We start from the raw sequence: 21513 nt of genomic DNA on the forward strand, positions 1-21513 counted from the left end.
TTCCGATGCCCGCCCGCAAGCCTGATGCCCTGCCACTGCGCCTGACCCTCGCGGTCTTGCTGCCGCTGCTGCTGCTGGTCGCACTGGCGGTGCAGGGGATGAGGGCGCGAAGCAAGGCGGCTTGGGACGAGATCGAGGAGGAGGCGAAGCGCGGCGCTCCGCTGATCGCGGAGCTGCTCGCGAAGAGACTTGCGAACGATGTGCGCGAGGCACCGCTCTATCCCGATCCCCCGCAGCCGGGCGAGCCATCGCCGCTGGATGCGGTGCTCGATGGCAACGATCCTGCCGCGCTGAATGAGATTGTGCGCAATCCGGATGCCGGCAGTTCCCCGGCGGGCTTGCCGCGGCGCGTATTGGCGGTACTGCGCCTGATCGCGCTCAACCCCGACTTCCCGAAAAGCCTGGAAGCCGAGGGCACCGAGGTCTCCGAACTCGCGAACCAGTGCCCGTCGGTCCTCAGTCCGTTGCTGTTGGAAAAACTTGGTCCCACCGCCGATCTTGCAGGGGCCAAATGGGAAGAGTTCGAGGAAGCATCCCGTCTGTTAGAAGCTCATCCGCAAGGGGGCTGGATACCAGAAACGGGCCAAGCTTCCGGGCAGCCGCGCTTCTGGTGGCTGGAGAGCCGGCCCGACAGTATCCGCTTTCTGTCCGAGCGCGTGGTTTCGTGGGCGGTGATCGAGATCAACAAGGAAGCTGATGGACTGAAACCCCGCACTTGCAGGGGCCGCCTCACCCTGCGCGACAGCAAGCCCCGCTCTCCTGCTAGTCCGGAACTCATGGCCGTTGCCCCCGTGCCCTTCGGCGAGGGCTTGCACCTGGAGATCTACTTGACCGATCCCGCGGAGGTGACCCGCAGTATCCGCCTGAAGGAAGCTTGGAACCTTGGCTTTGTCAGCCTGGCCTCGTTGGTTTCTATCGGCGGCCTGTGGCTGATCCTCACCACGCTCAAGCGCGAGCGGAAGCTGAACGAGATGAAGGGCCAGTTCGTCGCCAGCGTGTCGCATGAGCTGCGGGCCCCGGTGGCCTCGATCCGGCTGATGGCGGATGCGCTGGAAGAGGGCAAGCTCGCGCCGGAAACCGCGCGCGAGTTCCACCGCCTCATCGCGCGTGAGGGGGCGCGGCTTTCAACTTTGGTGGGCAATGTGCTCGATCACGCGCGCATCGAGCAAGGCCGCAAGGTCTGGAAGATGGAACCCACGGACCTCTCTCCGCTCGTGGCGGATACCCTGCGCGTGATGCAGCCGCTGGCCACGGAGAGGAAGATCGAGCTGGTATCGAAGCTCGATTCCGTCGAGGCCACGGTGGATGCCGATGCGATCCAGCAAGCGCTCGTGAACCTGTTGGACAATGCGATCAAGTTTTCCCGGCCCTGCAGCAGCGTGGAGGTGGAGCTCACGAAGTCCGATGAACGCCGTATTTGCGCGATCCGCGTGAAGGATCAAGGCCCCGGCGTCCCCAAGGAGGAGCAGGACCGCATCTTCGAGCGCTTCTACCGGCCCGGCGATGAGCTGCGCCGTGAGACCCAGGGCACCGGCATCGGTCTGAGCCTCGTGAAGTCCATCGCCGAGGCCCACAAGGGCAGCGTGACCGTGGAGAGCGAGCCCGGGAAGGGCAGCAGCTTTATCCTCCAACTCCCCCTCGCTCCATGAGACTGCTCGTGATCGAAGACGAAGCGCCGATGCGCACCGCCCTCGTAGAGACCCTCAAGACTGAGGGCTACCGCGTGCTGGCTGCCGCCGACGGCGTCTCCGGCCTTGAGCTGGCCTGCACCGAATCCTTCGATCTCGTCCTGTTAGACGTGATGATGCCGGGCCTCGATGGCTTCGCGCTCTGCCGCGAGCTCCGCAAGCGCGAGCGAACGATGCCCGTGCTGATGCTCACCGCCAAGGGCCAGGTGGACGACCGTGTGGAAGGCCTCGACAGCGGAGCGGACGACTATCTGGTGAAGCCATTCAGTCTACGCGAATTACTCGCGAGGGTCCGCGCACTGCTGCGCCGCAAGGAGCGAGCGGACTCGCTGGGGAAGGAACTCCTGATCGGGAAGTCCGCCGTAGATTTCGACAGGCGGATCTTGGTGCGAGGTGAGGCGCGGCACGAACTCTCCGAAAAGGAAACCGGGATGCTACGCCTATTGGCGACGCATTCCGGCGAAGCCGTGAGCCGCGAAAAGTTCCTGGATGTGGTCTGGGGCTACCACGCTTACCCGAGCACGCGCACGGTGGACAACTTCATCGCGGCTTTGCGGGCGAAGCTGGAAGATGACCCCGCCCATCCTAGGCATCTGATCACGGTCCGCGGGAGCGGATATCGACTGGACCTCTAAGCAAGAGCTAGCCGTAGATCCTTCACGAAGTTTCTGAACTCCGCTTCCTTCCGCATCTCATCCGGCAGCCGCAGCAGATACGAAGGATGTACCGTCAGAACCACGCGCTTCGCCAAATGCGGCACCTCCACAAGCCCCCGCGCCCGCGATACCTGCACACCCGGCCCCAACAAGGACCGTGCTGCCGTACCACCTAACAGGATCAAAACATCCGGCGCCACCTTGCTCAGCTCTGCCAGCAACCACGGCTTGCAGGCCTCGATCTCCCCCGCCCCCGGCTTCTGGTGCAGACGGAGCTTGCCACGCGGTGTCCACTTGAAGTGCTTCACTGCATTGGTCACGTAGGCAGAGGAACGATCCAAGCCGGCCTCCTTCAAGGCCCGGTCCAACAACTGCCCGGCCGGCCCGACGAATGGCCTGCCTTCCAGGTCCTCTCGATCGCCCGGTTGCTCGCCCACGATCATGATCCGCGCATCCGCAGGCCCCTCGCCGGTCACCGCACAGGTCGCATTCTCCCACAGCGGGCAATGCCGGCAGGCTTGGATCATCCGTGCGATCTCCTCCAGTGAGGCATCTTGAGGCTCCTTCACCACCGGGGCGGCGGAGAGTTCCTGCAAGTGCCCCAGGTAGCCGTTGTTAGGGGCGCGCCTGACCGCCCTGCCTTCCTCCGCGATCATCTCCTGGGTTCGCGACGCGCTGCTACGGGTCAGCTCTCCGATCAAGTCCGCTTCCGGTAGATTCTTCCAATACCGCTTCGGCATCTCGGCCTGCATCATCTTCAGCTTCAGCCGCGCCGGATTGAAGATGCTGCGATAATAGGTGCGCCAGATTGCTTCGAGGGCGTCGGGATCCTCACAGGGATTCTTCTCCACGCCCGGCGTGAAGTTCAGCTCCCCGCCGATCCAGTGCGCACAACCCTTCGGCGTAAAGATCGACCAATCCATGTTGGCGAAGCGCTTGCAAAAGAAAGGAACCGCCATATCCACACAGCCATGGTCCGGCTCAAACCACGCGACGAAGCGCTCCCTGCCTTCCTCATTCTCGCCGATTTTCCGGAAGCGCACGAAGGCGTGCATCTTGTGGATTTCGCGCCGCACATTCTTCGCCATTAGCCGCGCCCGCGCCACATCGGGATCGCTGGCGATTTCCAACAAGCTTCGCTCGTTCAACCGCGCGATCCGCCAGAGCAACCGGTAAAGCAGCGCCCAGCGCCGCGAATTCCCATGGCAAGCGACCTCCTTGGCCAGTTCCATGAAGGCCGGTGGCACCACCAGCTTCACCGCCGTTGCGATTGAACTCGTTTCCTCCTCCCCAAACAAGCTACCCGTTCTCTCCGCTTCCCAAAGCACGTCGCCGGGGGCCACGCCTTCCGCCAGGAGGCTGCGCGCCGCCTTCCGCCAGGATTCGAAGCCGGCTCCCGGATCAACCCTGCGCATGGTCGCCGAAGAGTTCGAGTTGCTGCGGCTTCGGCGCGAAGCGTGCCAGCAAACGGTCGCTGTCCAAAAGGAAGCGCGCCGGGTGATGATCCGCGGTGATCACGAAGGGCCGCACCTTGTCCAAGGGTATGCGCAGCCGTGCCAAATCTTCCAGCCTCACCCGCTTGTGACGGCGGATCACCAGCAAGCGATCCACGTTTTTCACTCCCAGCCCGGGCACCCGCAGCATCTGCTCACGCGGAGCCATTTGAAGATCCAAGGGAAACTCATGCCGATTCCGCAGCGCCCAAGCCAGCTTCGGATCGATCGTCAGGTCCAGATTCGGAAATTCCGGCGGCAGGATTTCGGAAGTACGGAATCCATAGTGCCTCATCAGCCAGTCGGCCTGATAGAGTCGGTGCTCCCGAACCAGCGGCGGCGCCACCGCCGGCAGAACCGAGGACGGCTCGGGAATCGGGCTGAAGGCGGAGTAGTAAACCCGCTTCAGCCGGTAGGCCCGGTAAAGTTCATCCGAGCGCGCCAGAAAATCGGCATCCGTCGATGCATCCGCGCCCACGATCACCTGAGTGCTCTGGCCTGTGGCATGCCGCAACTTCTTGTCGCCCGTGCGGCGCTGCTCCGCTGCATCCTCCAGCTTCACGCGGATCCGCCCCATCGCCTGCTTGGTCCGGCCCAGATTCTTCTCCGGTGCCAGGCAATCGAGACTCTGCTGCGTCGGCAGCTCTAGGTTGATACTGATCCGGTCCGCATAGCGCGCCGCTTGCTCAATCAATCCCGGCGAGGCTTCCGGGATCGTCTTGAGATGGATGTAGCCGCGGAAGTCATGCTCCTCCCGCAAGGTCCGCGCCACCCGCACCACCTGCTCCATGGTGTGATCCGCGCTGCGCACGATCCCGGAGCTGAGGAACAGCCCCTCGATGTAGTTCCGCTTGTAGAAATCCAGCGTAAGCTTGACCGCCTCCTCCACCGTGAAGGCAGCCCGCCGCACATTGCTCGATCTACGATTGATGCAGTAGTGGCAATCGTAGAGGCAGCGGTTGGTCAGCAGGATCTTGAGCAGCGAGATGCAGCGCCCGTCCGGCGCATAGCTGTGGCAAATGCCCGAGCCACCCGCAGAGCCGACACCGGTCCCATCGCTCGAATCCCTCCGGTTCGCCCCGGAGCTGGCGCAAGAGGCGTCGTATTTCGCCGCGTCCGCCAAAATAGACAATTTATCGCCAAGCTCCATGCTGTTCGCATGGACAGTATCAATCAGCCGATATTTCGCTACCGCAAAATTCCCGCGTTACTGCGGAAGGGGCAGATCAAATCCCCAGTTCTTCCATTTCCTCTTCTTCCTCCTCACGCGTCCGCGCGGCCCGGCAGCAGTCGCTTTTCGCAAATGCGATCACACCCACCGCCAGGATGCCGACAATCGCCGCCCCGGACAAAATCCCGAAGGCCTGCCGCGGCGCGCTGGAACTCAAGGCATTGAGGCGCGCCTTGGCGTAACTGCCACTGGCAGAGAGCCCTTGACGTGCCGAACCAGCGATCTCCCGCGCACCCTTCGGCAGGGTATAGCGGGTGGTGTAGGTCAGCAGCTTGGTAACATCTCCCCGCAAGTCCGAGATATCCTCGCGGACTTTCGAGAGAAGCTTGGCCGCTCCGGGATCATGAAATGGATTGCTCATGGCATGCAGCGCGGCTTTCGCGCGTCCCGAGCTAACAACGCGTTGTGCCCGGATGCAAGTTCCCTCTGGTGAAACGACGCTCACGGCATCTTGCCGCTCAGCGCACGCGAGGCCGCCGACACGATCATCAACACCAGAAAGACGATGAATAGGATTTGCGCGATCGACGACGCCGCTCCCGCAATCCCACCGAAGCCAAGTGCTCCGGCGATCACCGCGAGGATCAAGAATGTGATGGTCCAGCTTAACATGACGGTCTCCTTTCGTTGTTTTGGAAAATTGTTACTCACTCACCCACCACAGACGCGAAGGCCTGCTTGGCCAGACGCACCTCACCTACCGCGTCTCTGAATATGGCGCGGTGCTCTTCCGAGGTATGTTCGTCCTCCATCGCGGCCTGCAGCGTGCGCTCCAGTTCTTCCTCGCCTCGCACGCACTCGTTGAGGATCGCGTCGGTCTCCTGCTCCGACATCTTGTCCCGCACGCGGATCCACCAGCGATGCACGCCAGCCTCAATGCTGCCGCCTTCGTCGGCCTTTGCTCCTTGCTCTTGGATCAATGCGGCAACCCGACCGGCAATCGCATCGCGGCGTTGCGCAATCAATCGGAAGGATTCTGCCAAACCCGGCTGGGCGACCAGTGTGGCCGCTTGCAGGTAGCCATCGCGGGAGTCCACATAACGTGTGAGAACGTCTTGGACCCGGGCGGAATCAGAGTTGGGAGTCGTTGTGGTGCTGGTATCCATGCTCTCTCCTTTTGCAGCTTCGATACCACTCCCCAAGCACCGCCTTCACCTCTGAAAACCAAGGCTTTGCGCGACAGCCTCAAAATCGCGCCGTTTACCGTCCCCTTCCTCCGCTGCATGATTCAATTGCAAATCGCACCAAGCCTCCGCTGATATCATCCTCTGCCCATCCCTCTCATGAAGATCCGCATCATCAGCGACCTGCATCTCGAATTCGGCGAAGTCGAGATCCCCGCAGCGCCAGCGGATCTAACAATCCTGGCTGGCGACATCCATACCAAGGGTCATGCCATCGCGTGGATCAGCGAGAACTTCCCGGATCGAGAGGTGCTCTACATCGCCGGCAACCATGAGTTCTACGGCTCAAGGTTTCCCCGGCAAATCGGCAAGCTGAAGGAACTCGCAGTGGGAACAAAGATCCACGTGCTTGAAAACGAGGTGCTGGAACTGGGCGGCTGCCGTTTCTTCGGCGGCTCGCTCTGGACCGACATGAATTTAACTGGCGATGTGATGGTCGGCAGCGTCGAGGCCAGCGCCCTCATGAACGACTATCGCCGCATCCGCCACTCCGAAACCTATCGGAAGCTCAGGCCGGTGGATACCCGCGCCCGCCACCTCCAGACGCTCGCTGCCATCGGCAACTTCCTGGACAGCGGCGATCCGCGCCGCTCGATCGTGGTCACGCATCATGCGCCTTCCGCGCTCTCGCTTCCCGAGCGTCGGCGCACGCAGATCCTCAGCTGCGCTTACGCCTCTCACCTCGACGACTTCATCGTCCACCAGAGGCCGCTCCTGTGGATCCACGGTCACATTCACCATTCGCAGGACTACCTCCTCGGCGAGACACGGATCCTCGCGAATCCGCGCGGATATCCAGACAAACCGAATCCAGCCTTCAATCCATTGCTCACCTTTGAGCTGCCCTAGAGGCGGTTACTTCTCCTTTTCCTTGGCGTGAAGCTTCAGCGCCAATTCGATCACGCTATGCAGCGAGATCTGCTTCTCGAAGGGGTGCGGCAATTCCCGCTCAAGGTCGAGTTGGTAGGAATTATTCCGCCCGGCTTTCACTATCTTCAAAAACTCGGACTTTCCGAGAGAGCCGATCAGGAGACGCACTGAGCGTTCCGTGAGGTCCATGTCACGCGCGAGGTCGGTCAAGCGCATCCGCGGATTCTTCGCCAAGTGAATCAACGCGTGACCGTGGCGACTGAGGAGAGCCCATGGTCGTGGAGTAGCGTTCATGGCCAAAATCTAAGCAAAGGACCTATATACGTGAAGAAAAAAACCGGAAATAATTTTTGCCTTTTTCCGGGTTCGCGGCGACCAGTCCTGAACACCGGAAGTTTATTACCGGTGAAAAAACCACCTATGACCTTGGAAGGAAACCAACCTTTGACCCACGAGCAAATCCGAACCTGGCCCGCATTCTCGTCCTATTTCGAGGCGCTATCACGCCTCACCAACGGCACGATTCAATGCGAGCAAGGTGCACCGGATGGGGAGACGCTCTGTGCCGCATCAGCATTCACCCTTTCCGTTCCTCACGGGGAGGATCGTTGGCACATCTATGTCGCCAAACCGAAGGATCCGGCGGGGCCGCCACCATGGCGCGAGCCCACCTTGGTCCGCATGCTAGCCGCCATGCAGGATAACCTGACTGGAGCGAAGGCCATCAAGCAGTGGCCATCGGCAGTGAAGGCGACTTGGCAACTGGTAGTGGAGCACCCCTGCCGGGCGATGACCCTTGCGGAGGTATCCAACTGCGTGAACCTCTCCGCGGGTTACCTCGGCGAGCAGTTTGAGAGGATCACCGGTAGCAGCTTCAAGCGCATCCTGCGCGACGAACGCATCGCCTACTCCTGTGATCTTCTGGAAAATTCCAACCTGCGGGTTGCGGAGATCGCCTCACGACTCGGCGGACTTTCGCTATCGCAGTTCAACCGGAGCTTCGTAGCCGCCACCGGCTGCAGCCCCACGGATTGGCGGCGCAACTTCGCCAATAGGCGGAAAGGTACGGCTTATTCGCCGCTGCCCCCGCCCCCCTCAAGCATCAATTGAGTCGCGCGGCGTCGTCTGTCCGGCGCCAAGCTACTCACGGAGCTGAGTTCTAGTCGTTCACCCCTGGTACTTTGAGCGGAAAGGTCGCGTTGTCGCCCATCTCCCGCTTCAGGATCTCCACCGCTTGTTGGATGAGCTCCGGCTTTTGCGCGGCCAGATTCTTCGTCTCTGAGCGATCTGCGGGAATATCGTAAACTTCCCAATCCCCCGGATTCTTTGTGGCTAGCTGACGGCGCAGCACCTTGAAGTCACCGATCCGCACGACCACTTGACCGCCGTATTCGGCATAGGTCCATACCAGCGGTTTGCGCGTGGCCAGCGTGCCGCCCTCAAGCACGGGGAGAAGATTGTCCCCATCCAGTTCGGCCGGAGCCTCCACTCCGGTAGCGGAACACAAGGTGGGGAACCAATCCGCGTGGTAGCCGGGGGATTCCGTACTCGATCCCGCCTTCACCTTGCCGGGGTAGCGCACCACCGTGGGCACCCGCATGCCGCCTTCATAGACGCTGCCTTTGTAACCCCGCAGACCCGCGGTGCTGTTGAAGAACTCGGCGTCCACACCGCCGGTATGGAAGCGAGACTCCTTGCCGTCCTCCATCGTGGTCCCATTGTTGCTGGTAAAGACGACCAGCGTGCGATCTGCCACACCCGCTTTCTCGAGTGCCGCCATGACGCGCCCGACATAGGAATCCAGATCCGAGATCATGGCGGCATAGGCAGCACGTGGCCGCGGGTGCGGGGTGTAGCCTCCCTCTCCCCGGTAGGGCTGGGTATCCCATTCCTTCGGGAATTTCTCCACCGATTCCTTCGGCGGATGCATCGCCACATGCGGCTCGATGAAGGCTAGATAGAGGAAGAAGGGTTGGTCCTTCTTCTCGCCGATAAACTTCTCAGCCTCTGCCACCATCAGCTTCGGCGCATAGTTCTCGCCGATGTAGTCCTCCATCTTCACCTCAGCGTTCGCACCCAACGGCCTCGGATGTCCGGAAATGGGCTTGGCATTGATCTCGACCTGCTGGTCATTCCGCCAGAGGTAGCGGGGATAGTAGCTGTGCGCGACCGCTTGGCAGTTGTAGCCGAAGAAGTAGTCAACGCCATGGCGGTTCGGATCGCCGCTGCTGCCGACGGGGCCGAGGCCCCACTTGCCGATCGTCGCAGTGGTATAGCCGGCCTTCTTGAAGACCTCCGGCATGAGGACGGTCTCCTTCGCGATCGGGTGCTGGCCTTCCTTGAACTCCGGGAAGGCGAGCTTCGCCTGGCGGTTGCCGCGGATGTCCGCGTGGCCGAGGTGCTTGCCACTCATCAGCACGCAGCGTGAGGGCGCACAGGTCGGCGCACCGCTGTAGAATTGCGTGAGCTTCATACCCTGCTCCGCCAACTTGTCGATGTTCGGGGTCGGGATCTTCTTCTGCCCGAAGCAGCCGACCTCCCCGTAGCCGAGGTCATCGGCGAGGATGAAGACGACGTTGGGCTTCTCCGCGGCATGCAGAGGCAGGACCAACAGGGCAGTTAGAATTACTTTCGGGCTCATTTGAAGAGGATCGAGGACGCAGATACTACGTCAGTGGACCCCGGAATTTCCACCCAAAATGCCACCCGGGCGGGTATCCTGCTGTTCTCTCAATTTGAGATCTCAAATTTCAAATCTCAAATCGGACTTACAAGTTCGCAGCAAAGGTGATCAGCGCAGAAAGCTCGGTGTTGAAATTGTAAATCTCTGCCCGGGCAGGCTCCTGCCACTCCAAGGGATAGAGCCCCTCCTTCACTTGGCTCTTCAAGATCGCGGCAGTGCTCGCCTCAAGCACTCGCTCAAGCCGGGCCGCAGTCTCCGGATGAACCTGCCGCTGCCGCAGGACTCGCGCCAGCGCCTTGAAATAGCGGGCGCAGATGCCCTTGAACATTCCCACGTCCCAGCCGTCGGTACTAAGCTTCTCGTACAAGACACCGTCTTCCCGGACCACCCCTGACTTCTCGATGATCGAGTCCGCCACCGCTGCGGTCTCGTCCAAATATTCCGGCTTCTTGGTAGCCAGATAAAGTTCCGTCAAACCTCCCAAATAGGCACCCTGATTGTAGCTCCAGTAGTCGCCCTGATGCCCGGGCCGATCCACGATGCCCGTGCCATCATAGAGCTTCGCCTCCTTCTCCCAAGCCAGCGCCTTCAGCGCCCAATCAAGAAAGGCCTTCTCCTTGGTCACGCGATACAGCCGTGCCGACAGCACAACGAAGAGGCTGTTCGTGATCGCATTCGGATCGCGCTTGTCCGCTTCCTCGCCCCACGACACCCCGCCCTCTTGGCGCCAGTTATTGGCCATGTGCACCTGGATCGTCCTCGCCGTCCTCAAGTAACGCGGATCCTTCGTCCGCTCGTGGAACTTCAGCCAGGCGATCCCCCACCATGCCGAGTCATCCAGATACTCGTTGCGGAACTCGCTGCCTTGCACCTTTTCCGGGTCCAGCGCCTTGAGCCTGCGGGCCAGCTTGCGCTCGTCATCCTCACTCCACTTCCCTTGCTTGCGCAGGCTCTCCGCGATCTTCGGCAAGCGGCTCCCGCGCAGCACATTGCCGGCATGGATCTCGCGCAAGCGCTCGTCGTAAATGTTCGTCCGCGTCAGATCCATGTAGTCCACCATGGTCTCCACCACATTCGCACAGGACCACCACGGCGGGTTGATCTTCTCGTCAAAGGACCCGCGCAAATCCTTCCCCGGGCGGTCCAGCCAATTGGCAATCTCCGGGACCCAGAAGATCTCATCCAGCTTGGCCATTCCCTCACGGAACCGCTTCGCCAGATCCTCGCGCCCCTCCGGCGTCCCTCCCCAAGCCCCCGCTGGCAGGAACACGGCGGCGGACATCAATCGGACAAATTCGGCACGCTTCATCGGAACAGACGGAGAAGATCTTCAACCGCGAAGTAACGCGAAATCCGCCAATCCTGGAACAGCCAAGAACGACATCCGGATGCCCAAGCACCCCACGCCCAACAGCCTTCTCAGACAGTCCCCACCTTCACCGCCTTGCCCTCACGGATCGACTGGTAGATCGCCTCGATCACCAACAGGTCCCTCAAGCCTTCCTCACCCGATGGAATGAAGGGCTTCCCTGCCATGACCGCTTCCGCAAAGGCATCCATCTCGGTAGCAAAGTGGTCCACCGCGGGAAACTCGATCTTAAGCTCCGGCTTTGAGGTCCAGCCCTTCAGCCCGTCATAGCTGTAGGCGGGATCCATCCCGAAGCGCCCCTTCTGGCAAGTGGCCGTAAAATAGTTCGCGCCGTTAAAGGCATAGGTCGTCATCACCGAGGCCAGCACGCCAGACGGGAACTTCATCGACCAAGAGATCGTTTCATCCACCTCCGCGAACTTCACCGGATCGGTCTTGGTCTCCTGGGCCACGACTTCCACCGGCTCCTCACCGGCGAGATAGCGGCAGGCCTGGATGGCATAGATCCCCACATCCATCATGGCACCGCCACCGGCCAGCTTCTTGCGCAAGCGCCACTGGGTCGGATCGCCGATCTGGAAGCCGAAGCCCGCATCGATGAATTTGAGATCGCCGAAAACCTTCTCCCGCGCCAGGCGCATGCACTCGCGATGGTGCGGCTCGAATTGGCAGCGGTAGCCGACGCCCAGCGTCTTGCCCGCCTGCTTCATCGCCGCGATCATCCGCCGGCATTCATCCGCGCTACTGGCCATCGGCTTCTCGCAAAAGACATGCTTCCCGGCCTTCGCACCGCGGACCACGAACTCTTCGTGCATTGAGTTCGGCAGAACGACATAGATCACATCCACATCCGGATTCTCCGCAATCTTGTCGAAGGTCTCGTAGTTATAGACGTGCGTATCCGGGATTCCGTACTTGGCCTTCCACTCGTCCGCCTTCGCCGGCGTGCCAGTCACGATCGCCGCGAGTTTGCAGTTCTTGGTCTTCTGGAGCGCTGGCGCGATCTGGTTCTTGCTCAGCGAGCCAAGCCCCACCAGCGCCCAGCCGAGCTTCTTCGATCCCGCCTCTTGGGCACGGGCTCCGGTGGAAAGGGCGGCGGCAGTGGCTCCGAGAGTTGCGAGGAAGGGGCGGCGTTGCATGGGGCTTTTCTGTATTACAGGTCGTCGGTCTGAAACGTATTGTTCGGGTCGAATCGATCACTCTGCAGGCCTTTCTTGAACCAGCGCACCCGCTGCTCGGAACTGCCATGCGTGAAGGAATCCGGGACCACTTGACCCTGCGCCTGCCGCTGCAATGTGTCATCTCCGATCTGGTTGGCCGCCCGCAGCGCTTCCTCCAGGTCCCCCTGCTCCAGGAAGTCATATTTCTGCTGCCCCTTGCGCGCCCACATCCCCGCGAGGAAGTCCGCTTGCAGCTCCAGCCGCACCGAGAGCTGGTTCGCCTGCACCTCGCCACCCCGCTGCTGCGCCTCATGCACCTTGCTGGAGACTCCCAACAAGTTCTGCACGTGGTGCCCCACTTCATGCGCAATCACATAGGCCTGCGCGAAATCTCCCGGCGCACCAAAGCGCTGGCTCAGCTCATTGAAGAAGGAGAGGTCGATGTATACCGTCCGGTCGGTGGGACAATAGAAGGGCCCCATCTGCGCCCCGGCGAAACCGCAGCCGCTGCGCACCTGGCTGCGGAAGATCACCAGCTTCGGCTCCTCGTACGTACTGCCCATCTTCTTGAACTCCTCACCCCAGATCGTCTCCGTGTCCTTGAGAATGGTCGCCACGAATTGCTTCGTCTTCTCCTCCTCCGGCGACGCCGGCGCCTCTACTCCGGGCGACCCGGTGCCTCCTCCTTGCTCTTGGAGAAATTGCAAGGGATTGCCCCCCATCAGCCAGACAATCACCAGCAGCACGATGGTCCCCATCCCGCCACCAAGCGCGATGCGTCCGCCGCCGCCGCCACCCCCACCGCTTCCCCGGCGGTCTTCCACGTTGTCGCTCTGTTCACGTCCCTCCCAGCGCATGATCTACCTCCGGTTTCCTATCTAGCATGGAGAAGAGTTGCCGCAAACGGTAATCCTGAATCGCGGCGATCACCCCCGGCACCGGAAGCGCCGCCCTCGAAAGAAAAAGCCCGGCCGCGCTCTCGCACGACCGGGCTTTTGAATTCTTATCGGATCGGGTGATCGCTCAAGCGCTCTCGACCGCTTCTTCCGTTTCGGCCGGTTCCGGCACGAAGAGCGGTTCAGGCTCTTCCACGGTGAACTCGATGTCCGAGTCGCGGTGGCAGTCGAAGCCGGAGCCCGCCGGGATCAGGTGACCCATGATCACGTTCTCCTTGAAGCCCGTGAGGTAGTCCACCTTGCCTAGGGTCGCCGCTTCCGTCAGCACGCGGGTGGTGTCTTGGAAGGACGCCGCGGAGATGAAGGAGTCGGTCTCAAGCGAGGCCTTGGTGATGCCGAGCAGCACCGGTTCCGCTTCCGCTGGCTTACCACCGCTGGCGACGATACCGTCGTTGATGCGGTTGAAGGTCGAGCGGTCGATCTGGTCGCCCCAAAGGAGCTGATCGGCGTCGCCGGGATCGGTGATCTTCACCTTGCGCAGCATCTGGCGGATGATGATCTCGATGTGCTTGTCGTTAATTTCCACGCCTTGGACGCGGTAAACCGACTGCACCTCGTTCACCAAGTGCTCCTGCAATTCTTGGGCACCGCAAGCCTCGAGGAGGTCTTCCGGAGACACAGGACCTTCAGTGATCTGGTCACCACGCTTCACGCGGTCACCATCCGTCACGATGATGTGGCGGCCCATCGGGACCAAGTGTTCCACCTGCTCGCCGGAGTCCGGATCGCTGACGATGACCTTCTTCTTGCCGCGGACGGTGCCGCCGAAGGAGACCTCGCCCTCGATCTTCGCGATCACGCAGGCATCCTTCGGCTTGCGGGCTTCGAAGAGCTCGGCAACGCGCGGCAGACCACCGGTGATGTCCTTGGTGCGGGCCACCTTGCGCGGGGTCTTGGCAAGCTGCGTGCCCCCCGTGACCACTTCGCCTTCCTTGACGGAAAGGTGAGCGCCCACCGGGATCGAGTAGGAGGCTTTCACTTCCTTGCTCTTCTCGTCCACGATCACCACCTGCGGGTGCAGGTCTTCCTTGTGCTCGGTGACGACCATGACCTTCTTGCCCGTTTCCTTGTCGGTCTCGTTGGTCACGGTGATGCCCGAGATCATGTCGCGGAATTCCACCTTACCCGGCTTCTCCGTAAGGATCGGCACGTTGTAGGGGTCCCAAGTCGCCACGGTGTCGGCCTTCTTCACGTCGTCGCCATCCTTGATCTCGATAACCGAGCCGATGACGATGATGTGGCTTTCCAGCTCCAAGCCGTCCTTGTCGCGGATCGAAACCGAACCGTTCTTGTTCAGCACAACCCACTTGCCTTCGGCGCTTTCGACGACGCGCAGATCCTTATAGATCACGCGACCGCCGTTCTTCGCCTTGATGATCGGCTGCTTGAAGGTCGCCATGGCCGCACCACCCACGTGGAAGGTACGCATGGTGAGCTGCGTGCCGGGCTCGCCGATCGACTGCGCCGCGATGATACCGACGGCTTCACCGATCTTCACCGGCTTGCCGGTGGCGAGGTTCAGACCGTAGCACTTCGCGCAGCAACCGCGCTTGGATTCGCAGGTCAGGACCGAGCGGATCTTGAGCTTCTCGTAACCGATGCGCTCAACCGCCTTCGCGGAGTTCTCGTCCACCAGCTCATCGAAATCGAGCGCGATCTGGCCGCTGACCGGATCCTTCACCTGCTCGCACGAGGTGCGGCCGTAGATCCGGGTCGCCAGAGAAGCCGCCTCTTCGTCGCCGTCATAGATTGGCGCGACGACGATGCCATTGGCGGTGCCGCAATCGAACTGCGTGACGATGACGTCCTGCGCCACATCCACCAGCTTGCGGGTCATGTAACCGGAGTCAGCGGTCTTCAGCGCGGTATCGGCCAGACCCTTACGGGCGCCGTGAGTGGAGATGAAGTACTCCAGCACGGACAGACCTTCGCGGAAGTTCGAGGTGATCGGGCGCTCGATAATTTCACCGGAGGGCTTGGCCATCAGGCCGCGCATCCCGGAGAGCTGCTTGATCTGGCTCTTGTTACCACGCGCTCCGGAGTCCACCATCATGAACAAGGGGCTCGCGCCCGGCTTGCCGTCGTTGAACTCGATCTTGCGATAGAGCGCGGAGGCGATGGTGTCCGTAGCATGCGTCCAGATGTCGACGACCTTCTGGTAGCGCTCGCCATCGGTGATAACACCGTTGCGGTACTGCTTCGTCACCTTGTCCACGTCTTCGTAGGCCTTGGCGATGATCGCCGGCTTTTCTTCCGGCACAACCATGTCGACGATACCGATCGAGGTGCCGGAGCGGGTCGCTTCGCGGAAGCCGAGGCTCTTGAGCGCATCAAGCGCCTGCACCGTGGACTTCTGGCCGGACACCTGGTAGGTGCGCCAGATAATGTCGGACATCTGCTTCTTGCGGACCACGAAGTTGATGAAACCGAGACCGACAGGCCAGATTTCATTGAAGCGGACACGACCCGGCGTGGTCTCGAGAATCTTGCTCTCGTGATCGCCGAAGACGGTGCCCTGCTTGCCGTAGTTGGGGTTGCGGATCCGGATCCACTGGTGGTAACCCACCTTGCGGGATGCGATCGCGAACTCGACTTCAGACGAGTTCTCGAACAGCGGCAGGTGCTCCTGCTTCTCGCGGTCCTTTTGCGTGCGCACCGGAGCCCAGGTGAGGTAATAGGCACCCAGAATGATGTCCTGCGACGGCGTCGTGATCGGGCGACCGGATGCCGGCGAGAAGATGTTGTTCGGCGCAAGCATCAGCTGGCGCGCTTCCATCTGGGCTTCCACCGAGAGCGGCACGTGCACGGCCATCTGGTCACCGTCGAAGTCGGCATTATAAGCCGTACAGACGAGCGGATGGACGCGGATAGCTTCACCTTCGATCAGCTTCGGCTCGAAGGCCTGAATCGAGAGACGGTGCAGCGTGGGCGCGCGGTTCAGGAAGACCGGGTGACCCTTGGTCACTTCCGCGAGGATGTCCCAGACTTCCGGGGTCTTGCGGTCGATCATCTTCTTGGCCGAGCGCACCGTGTGGCAGTAGCCCAGCTCCTTCAGGCGGCGGATAATGAAGGGCTCGAACAAGGTCAGAGCCATCTTCTTCGGCAGACCGCACTGGTTCAGAGTGAGGTCTGGGCCGATCACGATCACGGAACGACCGGAGTAGTCCACGCGCTTGCCCAGCAGGTTCTGGCGGAAACGGCCACCCTTGCCCTTGAGCATGTCGCTCAGGGACTTCAGCGGACGGTTGCCAGCGCCGGTCACAGCACGGCCGTGGCGGCCGTTGTCGAAGAGCGCGTCAACGGCCTCTTGCAGCATCCGCTTTTCGTTGCGGATGATGACCTCCGGCGTCTTGAGCTGGAGGAGGTTCTTGAGACGGTTGTTGCGGTTGATGACGCGACGGTAGAGGTCGTTCAAGTCGGAGGTCGCAAAGCGGCCGCCTTCCAGCGGGACCAGCGGGCGCAGGTCCGGCGGGATCACCGGCAGCACGGTCTGGATCATCCACTCGGGGCGCGACTTGGAGCCTGCGAAACCCTGGGTGATCTTGAGACGCTTCGAGAGCTTCTTCTTGTTCTGCTTCGAGCGGGTCGTTTCCAGCTCTTGCTCCAGTTTGATCGCCAGATCCGCCAGATCGACCTGCGCGAGCAGGTCTTGGATCGCCTCCGCACCCATCGAGGCGCGGAAGGAAGACTCACCGTAGGCGTCCTCCGCATCGCGGAGTTCGTTCTCCGTGAGCAGTTGGCCGCGCTCGAGCGGGGTGTTGCCCGGCTCGGTCACCACGTAGTCTTCGTAGTAGATCACGCGCTCGAGGTGGCGGGCGCTGATATCCAGCACCAAGCCAATGCGCGAGGGCATGCACTTGTAGAACCAGATGTGCGAAACCGGCACCGCCAGTTCGATGTGGCCCATGCGCTCGCGGCGCACGCGGCTCAGCGTCACTTCCACACCGCAGCGGTCACAGACCACGCCCTTGTGCTTGATGCGCTTGTACTTGCCGCAGGCGCACTCCCAGTCGCGGGTCGGTCCGAAGATCCGCTCGCAGAATAGGCCGCCTTTCTCGGGCTTGAAGGTACGGTAGTTGATGGTCTCGGGGTTCTTCACTTCCCCCTTGGACCAGGACCGGATCGTATCCGGGGATGCCACGGTGATGGAGACCTGGTCAAAGGCCTCCGGCCGCTCGTCCACGCCGAAAAGTTCTCGAAGGTTGGTATCAACGTTCATGCTATCTAAGGCTTGTTAGGATGTCGGTTCGTGGTTCGGGCTATCAAAGGGTCAGATCGTCGAGCGAGAAGTCGTCGACACCGCCGATCGACGGAGCGCCGCCAGGGCCGCCGGCACCGCGGCGTCCAGGACGGACGTCGAGACCCAGCGATTGCATTTCCTTGATGAGGACGTTGAAGGACTCCGGCGTGCCGGCTTCCAAGTTGTTGTCCCCCTTGACGATCGCTTCGTAAATCCGCGTGCGCCCTTGCACATCGTCGGACTTAACCGTGAGCAATTCCTGAAGGGTGTAGGCGGCGCCGTAGGCCTCAAGGGCCCAGACTTCCATTTCCCCGAAGCGCTGGCCACCATACTGGGCCTTACCACCCAGCGGCTGCTGCGTAACGAGGCTGTAGGGACCGACGGCACGGGCGTGGATCTTGTCCGCGACCAAGTGACCGAGCTTCAGCATGTAGATGATGCCGACCACGACCGGTTGGTGGAAGGCCTCGCCGGTGCGGCCGTCGAACAGGGTCGACTTACCACCGGTGCTGCCGTCCTTGCCGTCACCGATCCAAGTGTAGCCGTCGACCTGCTTGGCCTCGGTCATGAACTCCCAGATCTTCGATTCGGGGATACCGTCGAAAATCGGGGTCGCCACCTTGAAGCCGAGCGCCTTCGCTGCGACACCGAGGTGAGTCTCAAGCACCTGGCCCACGTTCATACGGGAAGGCACGCCGAGCGGGTTGAGCACGATGTCCACCGGAGTTCCGTCCGCCAGGAAGGGCATGTCCTCCTCGGGAACGATGGTGGCGACAACGCCCTTGTTACCGTGGCGACCGGCCATCTTGTCACCCACCGAGAGCTTGCGCTTGGCGGCGATGAAGACCTTCACTTCCTTGATGACACCAGGATCGACGTCGTCACCGGCTTCCAGCTGGTCGAGCTTGCGCTCACGCTCGGTGTCGAGCTCCTGGAACCGCTGCTCGAAGGAACCGATGATCTCGAGGATCTTGTTCCGGATCGGGGACGGATCGATTTCGATGTGATCGTGCACCGAGGCGAGCTTGCGCAGCAGGGTCTTGGTGATCTTGCGGTTCGCCGGGATGATGATTTCACCGGTCTGCGCGTTGACCACGTCGAGCGGGATCTTCTCGCCGAGCAGGATGTCGGAAAGCTTCTCCGTCAGATCGTCGGTCAGCTTGTCCGCCTTCTTCTTGTGCTCGTCGTTGATCTTCTTGAGCTGCTTCTTGAGCTCGACCGGATCCACCTTCTCTGCGCGCTTGCGGGCGGAGCCGTGCGAGGACACGCGGATGTCCTGGACGATACCGATGCAGCCGGAAGGCACGCGCAGCGAGGTATCCTTAACGTCAGCGGCCTTCTCACCGAAGATGGCACGCAGCAGGCGCTCTTCCGGGGCGAGTTCAGTCTCGGACTTCGGCGTGATCTTGCCGACCAGGATGTCACCCGGCTTCACCTCGGCACCGATGCGGATGATGCCGTCGTGGTCGAGGTTCTTGAGCGCCTCTTCACCCACGTTCGGGATGTCCCGCGTGATTTCTTCCGGACCCAGCTTGGTGTCACGGGCGGCCACGTCGAATTCGGCGATGTGGATGGAGGTGTAGATGTCCTCCTTCTTCACCTTCTCCGAGATGACGATGGCATCCTCGAAGTTGTAGCCGTTCCAAGGCATGAACGCGACCAGCACGTTGCGGCCGAGCGCCAGCTCGCCGAGCTGGGTGTTCGGACCGTCGGCAAGGACGTCGCCCTTCTTGATCTTCTGGCCCCGCTTGACGATCGGCTTCTGGTTGATGCAGGTGCCGGCGTTCGAGCGCATGAACTTCCGCAGCGGGTAAGCCATGATGCCCTTGTCGATGTTGGTCTTCACCGACTCGGGGTCGGAGAGGAACTTCTCATCCGCCACCGGCATCTTGCCGTCAGGCGTCGTCACGATCATTTCGGCAGTGGCCGCGGCCACGATGCCATCCAGCTCGGAGACAATCACCGAGCGCGAGTCTCGCGCGGTCTTGCCTTCAAGGCCGGTGCCGACGTACGGCGACTCGGAAACGAGCAGCGGCACGCCTTGGCGTTGCATGTTCGAGCCCATCAGCGCGCGGTTGGCGTCGTCGTGCTCAAGGAAGGGAATCAGGCCCGCAGCCACCGAAACCAGCTGTTTCGGCGACACGTCCATGTAGTTCACGTCAGTAGGACCGACTTCGATGAACTCCCCGCCGGCTTCGCGAGCGGTGACCTTTTCATTCAGGAACTTGCCGCTCTTTTCGATCGGGTTGTTGGCCTGCGCGATCAGGAACTTCTCTTCCTGGTCGGCGGTCAGGTATTCGATCTCGTTGGTGACCTTGCCGCTCTTGACCTTGCGGTACGGCGTCTCGATGAAGCCGAACTCGTTGATGCGTGCGTAGGTACACATCGAGTTGATCAGACCGATGTTCGGACCTTCCGGGGTCTCAATCGGGCAGATACGGCCGTAGTGGGACGGATGCACGTCGCGCACCTCGAAGCCCGCGCGGTCGCGGTTCAGACCACCAGGCCCAAGCGCGGAGAGACGGCGCTTGTGCGTCAGCTCAGCCAGCGGGTTCGTCTGGTCCATGAACTGCGAAAGCTGGGACCGGCCGAAGAAGTCACGCACGACGGCGGAGAGCGCCTTCGGGTTGATCAGCTTCTGCGGGGTCATGCCCTCGATATTCACGTCGAACAGGGTCATGCGCTCCTTCACTAGGCGCTCGGTGCGGGCGAGGCCAACGCGGCACTGGTTGGAAAGCAATTCACCCACGGCACGCACGCGGCGCGAGCCAAGGTGGTCGATGTCGTCGATCACGCCTTCGCCCTTCTTGAGGCGAAGCAGATACTTCACGGCACCGAGGAAGTCCTCGGGCACCATGATGCGCTCGTCCGGACCGACCTTGCTTTCGAGCTTGCTGTTGATCTTGTAACGGCCGACGCGGGTCAGGTCGTACTTCTTCGGGTCGAAGAAGAGACGCTTGAGCAGGGCGCGGGCGTTGGCAGCCGTCGGCGGATCGCCGGGGCGCAACTTGCGGTAGATGTCCTTCAGCGCGCTGTCCTCATCCTTCGCCGGGTCCTTGCGGAGCGACTTGAGCAGGATTTCGTCTTCGCGGCCGTCGATCACTTCGATCTGCTTGTGGCCGAGGGCGATCAGCTGGCGGACGATGCCGATGGTGAGCGGCTCGTAGGCCTTCGCCACGACCAACTCGCCGTCCAGGATGTCTTCGAAGGGCACCTTGTGGCCGAGCTCCTGCTCGTCCATCTCCTCCTTCATCTTCAACGTCTCGACGTTGTAGAAGTTGGTGACGATGTCGCGGTCCGTCGGGTAGCCGAGGGCGCGCAGGAAGGTGCTCGCCAGGAACTTGCGGCGGCGGCGGCGGCGGTCGAGGTAGACGTAAAGCAGGTCGTTGGTGTCGAACTGCACTTCCAGCCAGGACCCGCGGTCCGGGATGATGCGGAAGCTGTGCAGGATCTTGCCGTTCAAGTGCTGCGAGGTTTCGAAGCAGATGCCCGGGGAACGGTGCAACTGGGACACGATCACGCGCTCGGCACCGTTGATGATGAAGGTACCGCGGCGGGTCATCATCGGCAGTTCGCCCATGTAGACGCGCTCTTTCTTGGTGCCGGTCTCGTCCTTCAGCTTGAAGGTGACGTAGAGCGCGGCGGAGAAGCTCTCACCGGAACGCAGCGCGTCCAGCGAGGTGATCTTCGGGTCCTCGATGTCGTAGGTGACGAAGTCGAGTTCGATCGCTTCGTCGTAGCTCTTGATCGGGAAGACCTCGCGGAAGACGGCCTGCAGACCCGTATCGGTGCGCTCGCCGGCAGGAATGTCCTTCTGCATGAACTCCTCATAGGAGCGGCTCTGAACCTCGATAAGGTTCGGCGGTTCAATGACTTCCTCGATTTTCCCGAATTGGAGACGGTCGGCCATGGCTGGATATGGTGCTTGCAAGTTGAGCCCGGACCGCAAGCGGTGCCGGGCAGATGGGATTCAGAAACTGGTG

At 61.6% G+C, this 21513-nt stretch carries 16 protein-coding genes; 4 read left to right on the forward strand and 12 right to left on the reverse strand.

Annotation, left to right across the window (positions count from 1 at the left end; translation table 11 throughout):
• Positions 1-5 precede the first annotated feature (5 nt).
• Positions 6-1649 carry a HAMP domain-containing sensor histidine kinase gene (locus BV071_RS32860; RefSeq protein ID WP_052573227.1) on the forward strand — a complete coding sequence of 548 codons (1644 nt, stop codon included), beginning with the start codon at positions 6-8 and terminating at the stop codon, positions 1647-1649.
• Positions 1646-2323: a response regulator transcription factor gene (locus BV071_RS11980; RefSeq protein ID WP_035607038.1), complete on the forward strand. Its 678-nt coding sequence runs from the start codon at positions 1646-1648 to the stop codon at positions 2321-2323. The genes BV071_RS32860 and BV071_RS11980 overlap by 4 nt, the downstream gene beginning before the upstream one ends.
• Here BV071_RS11980 and BV071_RS11985 read toward each other — a convergent pair.
• From BV071_RS11985 to BV071_RS12005, 5 genes are all read right to left on the reverse strand, one after another.
• The gene (locus BV071_RS11985; protein WP_035607041.1) at positions 2320-3759 is read right to left on the reverse strand and encodes a UdgX family uracil-DNA binding protein; all 1440 of its coding nucleotides are present in this window, start codon (positions 3757-3759) and stop codon (positions 2320-2322) included. The two genes, BV071_RS11980 and BV071_RS11985, sit on opposite strands and share 4 nt — an antisense overlap.
• Complete coding sequence (locus BV071_RS11990) at positions 3746-4987, reverse strand: putative DNA modification/repair radical SAM protein (RefSeq protein ID WP_035607044.1); 1242 nt, start codon at positions 4985-4987, stop codon at positions 3746-3748. The genes BV071_RS11985 and BV071_RS11990 overlap by 14 nt, the downstream gene beginning before the upstream one ends.
• A 76-nt stretch (positions 4988-5063) precedes the next feature.
• Positions 5064-5429, reverse strand: a complete 366-nt coding sequence (locus tag BV071_RS11995) for a hypothetical protein (RefSeq protein WP_035607047.1) — start codon at positions 5427-5429, stop codon at positions 5064-5066.
• Positions 5430-5509: 80 nt separating this feature from the next.
• Positions 5510-5680, reverse strand: coding sequence for a DUF1328 domain-containing protein (locus tag BV071_RS34245; protein WP_035607049.1), 171 nt, complete (start codon positions 5678-5680; stop codon positions 5510-5512).
• A gap of 35 nt (positions 5681-5715) precedes the next feature.
• Complete coding sequence (locus BV071_RS12005; RefSeq protein ID WP_081885948.1) at positions 5716-6174, reverse strand: PA2169 family four-helix-bundle protein; 459 nt, start codon at positions 6172-6174, stop codon at positions 5716-5718.
• A gap of 177 nt (positions 6175-6351) precedes the next feature.
• Between BV071_RS12005 and BV071_RS12010 the strand changes: the two genes are divergently transcribed.
• Entirely contained in the window at positions 6352-7101 is a 750-nt protein-coding gene (locus BV071_RS12010) for a metallophosphoesterase (RefSeq protein WP_035607053.1), read from the forward strand.
• A 6-nt stretch (positions 7102-7107) separates the two neighbouring features.
• On the opposite strand, the gene BV071_RS12015 is transcribed toward BV071_RS12010, so the two are convergent.
• Positions 7108-7416, reverse strand: coding sequence for a hypothetical protein (locus BV071_RS12015; RefSeq protein ID WP_035607055.1), 309 nt, complete (start codon positions 7414-7416; stop codon positions 7108-7110).
• Positions 7417-7527: 111 nt separating this feature from the next.
• Here BV071_RS12015 and BV071_RS12020 point away from each other — a divergent pair, with 111 nt between their 5' ends.
• On the forward strand, positions 7528-8232 hold the full coding sequence (locus tag BV071_RS12020; protein WP_265594357.1) for an AraC family transcriptional regulator: 705 nt from the start codon (positions 7528-7530) through the stop codon (positions 8230-8232).
• A gap of 49 nt (positions 8233-8281) precedes the next feature.
• Here the strand turns inward: BV071_RS12020 and BV071_RS12025 are convergent, their stop codons facing one another.
• The 6 genes from BV071_RS12025 to rpoB form a co-directional block, all read right to left on the reverse strand.
• Complete coding sequence (locus BV071_RS12025; RefSeq protein ID WP_035607061.1) at positions 8282-9763, reverse strand: arylsulfatase; 1482 nt, start codon at positions 9761-9763, stop codon at positions 8282-8284.
• Positions 9764-9890: 127 nt separating this feature from the next.
• A complete protein-coding gene (locus BV071_RS32865) occupies positions 9891-11087 on the reverse strand; it encodes a glycoside hydrolase family 76 protein (RefSeq protein ID WP_052573236.1) in 1197 nt (398 codons plus the stop codon).
• Between the two features lie 137 nt (positions 11088-11224).
• Complete coding sequence (locus BV071_RS12035) at positions 11225-12313, reverse strand: Gfo/Idh/MocA family oxidoreductase (protein ID WP_035607065.1); 1089 nt, start codon at positions 12311-12313, stop codon at positions 11225-11227.
• A 14-nt stretch (positions 12314-12327) separates the two neighbouring features.
• The gene (locus BV071_RS12040; protein ID WP_035607067.1) at positions 12328-13191 is read right to left on the reverse strand and encodes a neutral zinc metallopeptidase; all 864 of its coding nucleotides are present in this window, start codon (positions 13189-13191) and stop codon (positions 12328-12330) included.
• A gap of 166 nt (positions 13192-13357) precedes the next feature.
• Positions 13358-17509: a DNA-directed RNA polymerase subunit beta' gene (gene rpoC / locus BV071_RS12045; RefSeq protein WP_035607070.1), complete on the reverse strand. Its 4152-nt coding sequence runs from the start codon at positions 17507-17509 to the stop codon at positions 13358-13360.
• A 43-nt stretch (positions 17510-17552) separates the two neighbouring features.
• On the reverse strand, positions 17553-21440 hold the full coding sequence (gene rpoB / locus BV071_RS12050) for a DNA-directed RNA polymerase subunit beta (RefSeq protein WP_035607073.1): 3888 nt from the start codon (positions 21438-21440) through the stop codon (positions 17553-17555).
• Positions 21441-21513 lie beyond the last annotated feature (73 nt).

This window comes from Haloferula sp. BvORR071 (assembly GCF_000739615.1).
Taxonomy (GTDB): domain Bacteria; phylum Verrucomicrobiota; class Verrucomicrobiia; order Verrucomicrobiales; family Akkermansiaceae; genus Haloferula.

Excerpts from the sequence above, each read along its gene's own strand:
- BV071_RS12025 (WP_035607061.1), bottom strand. The coding sequence starts at position 9,763 with ATGAGCCCGAAAGTAATTCTAACTGCCCTGTTGGTCCTGCCTCTGCAT.
- BV071_RS11990 (WP_035607044.1), bottom strand. The coding sequence starts at position 4,987 with ATGGAGCTTGGCGATAAATTGTCTATTTTGGCGGACGCGGCGAAATAC.
- BV071_RS12005 (WP_081885948.1), bottom strand. The coding sequence starts at position 6,174 with ATGGATACCAGCACCACAACGACTCCCAACTCTGATTCCGCCCGGGTC.
- BV071_RS32860 (WP_052573227.1), top strand. The coding sequence starts at position 6 with ATGCCCGCCCGCAAGCCTGATGCCCTGCCACTGCGCCTGACCCTCGCG.
- BV071_RS12040 (WP_035607067.1), bottom strand. The coding sequence starts at position 13,191 with ATGCGCTGGGAGGGACGTGAACAGAGCGACAACGTGGAAGACCGCCGG.
- BV071_RS12015 (WP_035607055.1), bottom strand. The coding sequence starts at position 7,416 with ATGAACGCTACTCCACGACCATGGGCTCTCCTCAGTCGCCACGGTCAC.
- BV071_RS12035 (WP_035607065.1), bottom strand. The coding sequence starts at position 12,313 with ATGCAACGCCGCCCCTTCCTCGCAACTCTCGGAGCCACTGCCGCCGCC.
- rpoC (WP_035607070.1), bottom strand. The coding sequence starts at position 17,509 with ATGAACGTTGATACCAACCTTCGAGAACTTTTCGGCGTGGACGAGCGG.
- BV071_RS32865 (WP_052573236.1), bottom strand. The coding sequence starts at position 11,087 with ATGTCCGCCGCCGTGTTCCTGCCAGCGGGGGCTTGGGGAGGGACGCCG.
- BV071_RS34245 (WP_035607049.1), bottom strand. The coding sequence starts at position 5,680 with ATGTTAAGCTGGACCATCACATTCTTGATCCTCGCGGTGATCGCCGGA.
- BV071_RS12010 (WP_035607053.1), top strand. The coding sequence starts at position 6,352 with ATGAAGATCCGCATCATCAGCGACCTGCATCTCGAATTCGGCGAAGTC.
- BV071_RS11985 (WP_035607041.1), bottom strand. The coding sequence starts at position 3,759 with ATGCGCAGGGTTGATCCGGGAGCCGGCTTCGAATCCTGGCGGAAGGCG.
- BV071_RS11995 (WP_035607047.1), bottom strand. The coding sequence starts at position 5,429 with ATGAGCAATCCATTTCATGATCCCGGAGCGGCCAAGCTTCTCTCGAAA.
- BV071_RS11980 (WP_035607038.1), top strand. The coding sequence starts at position 1,646 with ATGAGACTGCTCGTGATCGAAGACGAAGCGCCGATGCGCACCGCCCTC.
- rpoB (WP_035607073.1), bottom strand. The coding sequence starts at position 21,440 with ATGGCCGACCGTCTCCAATTCGGGAAAATCGAGGAAGTCATTGAACCG.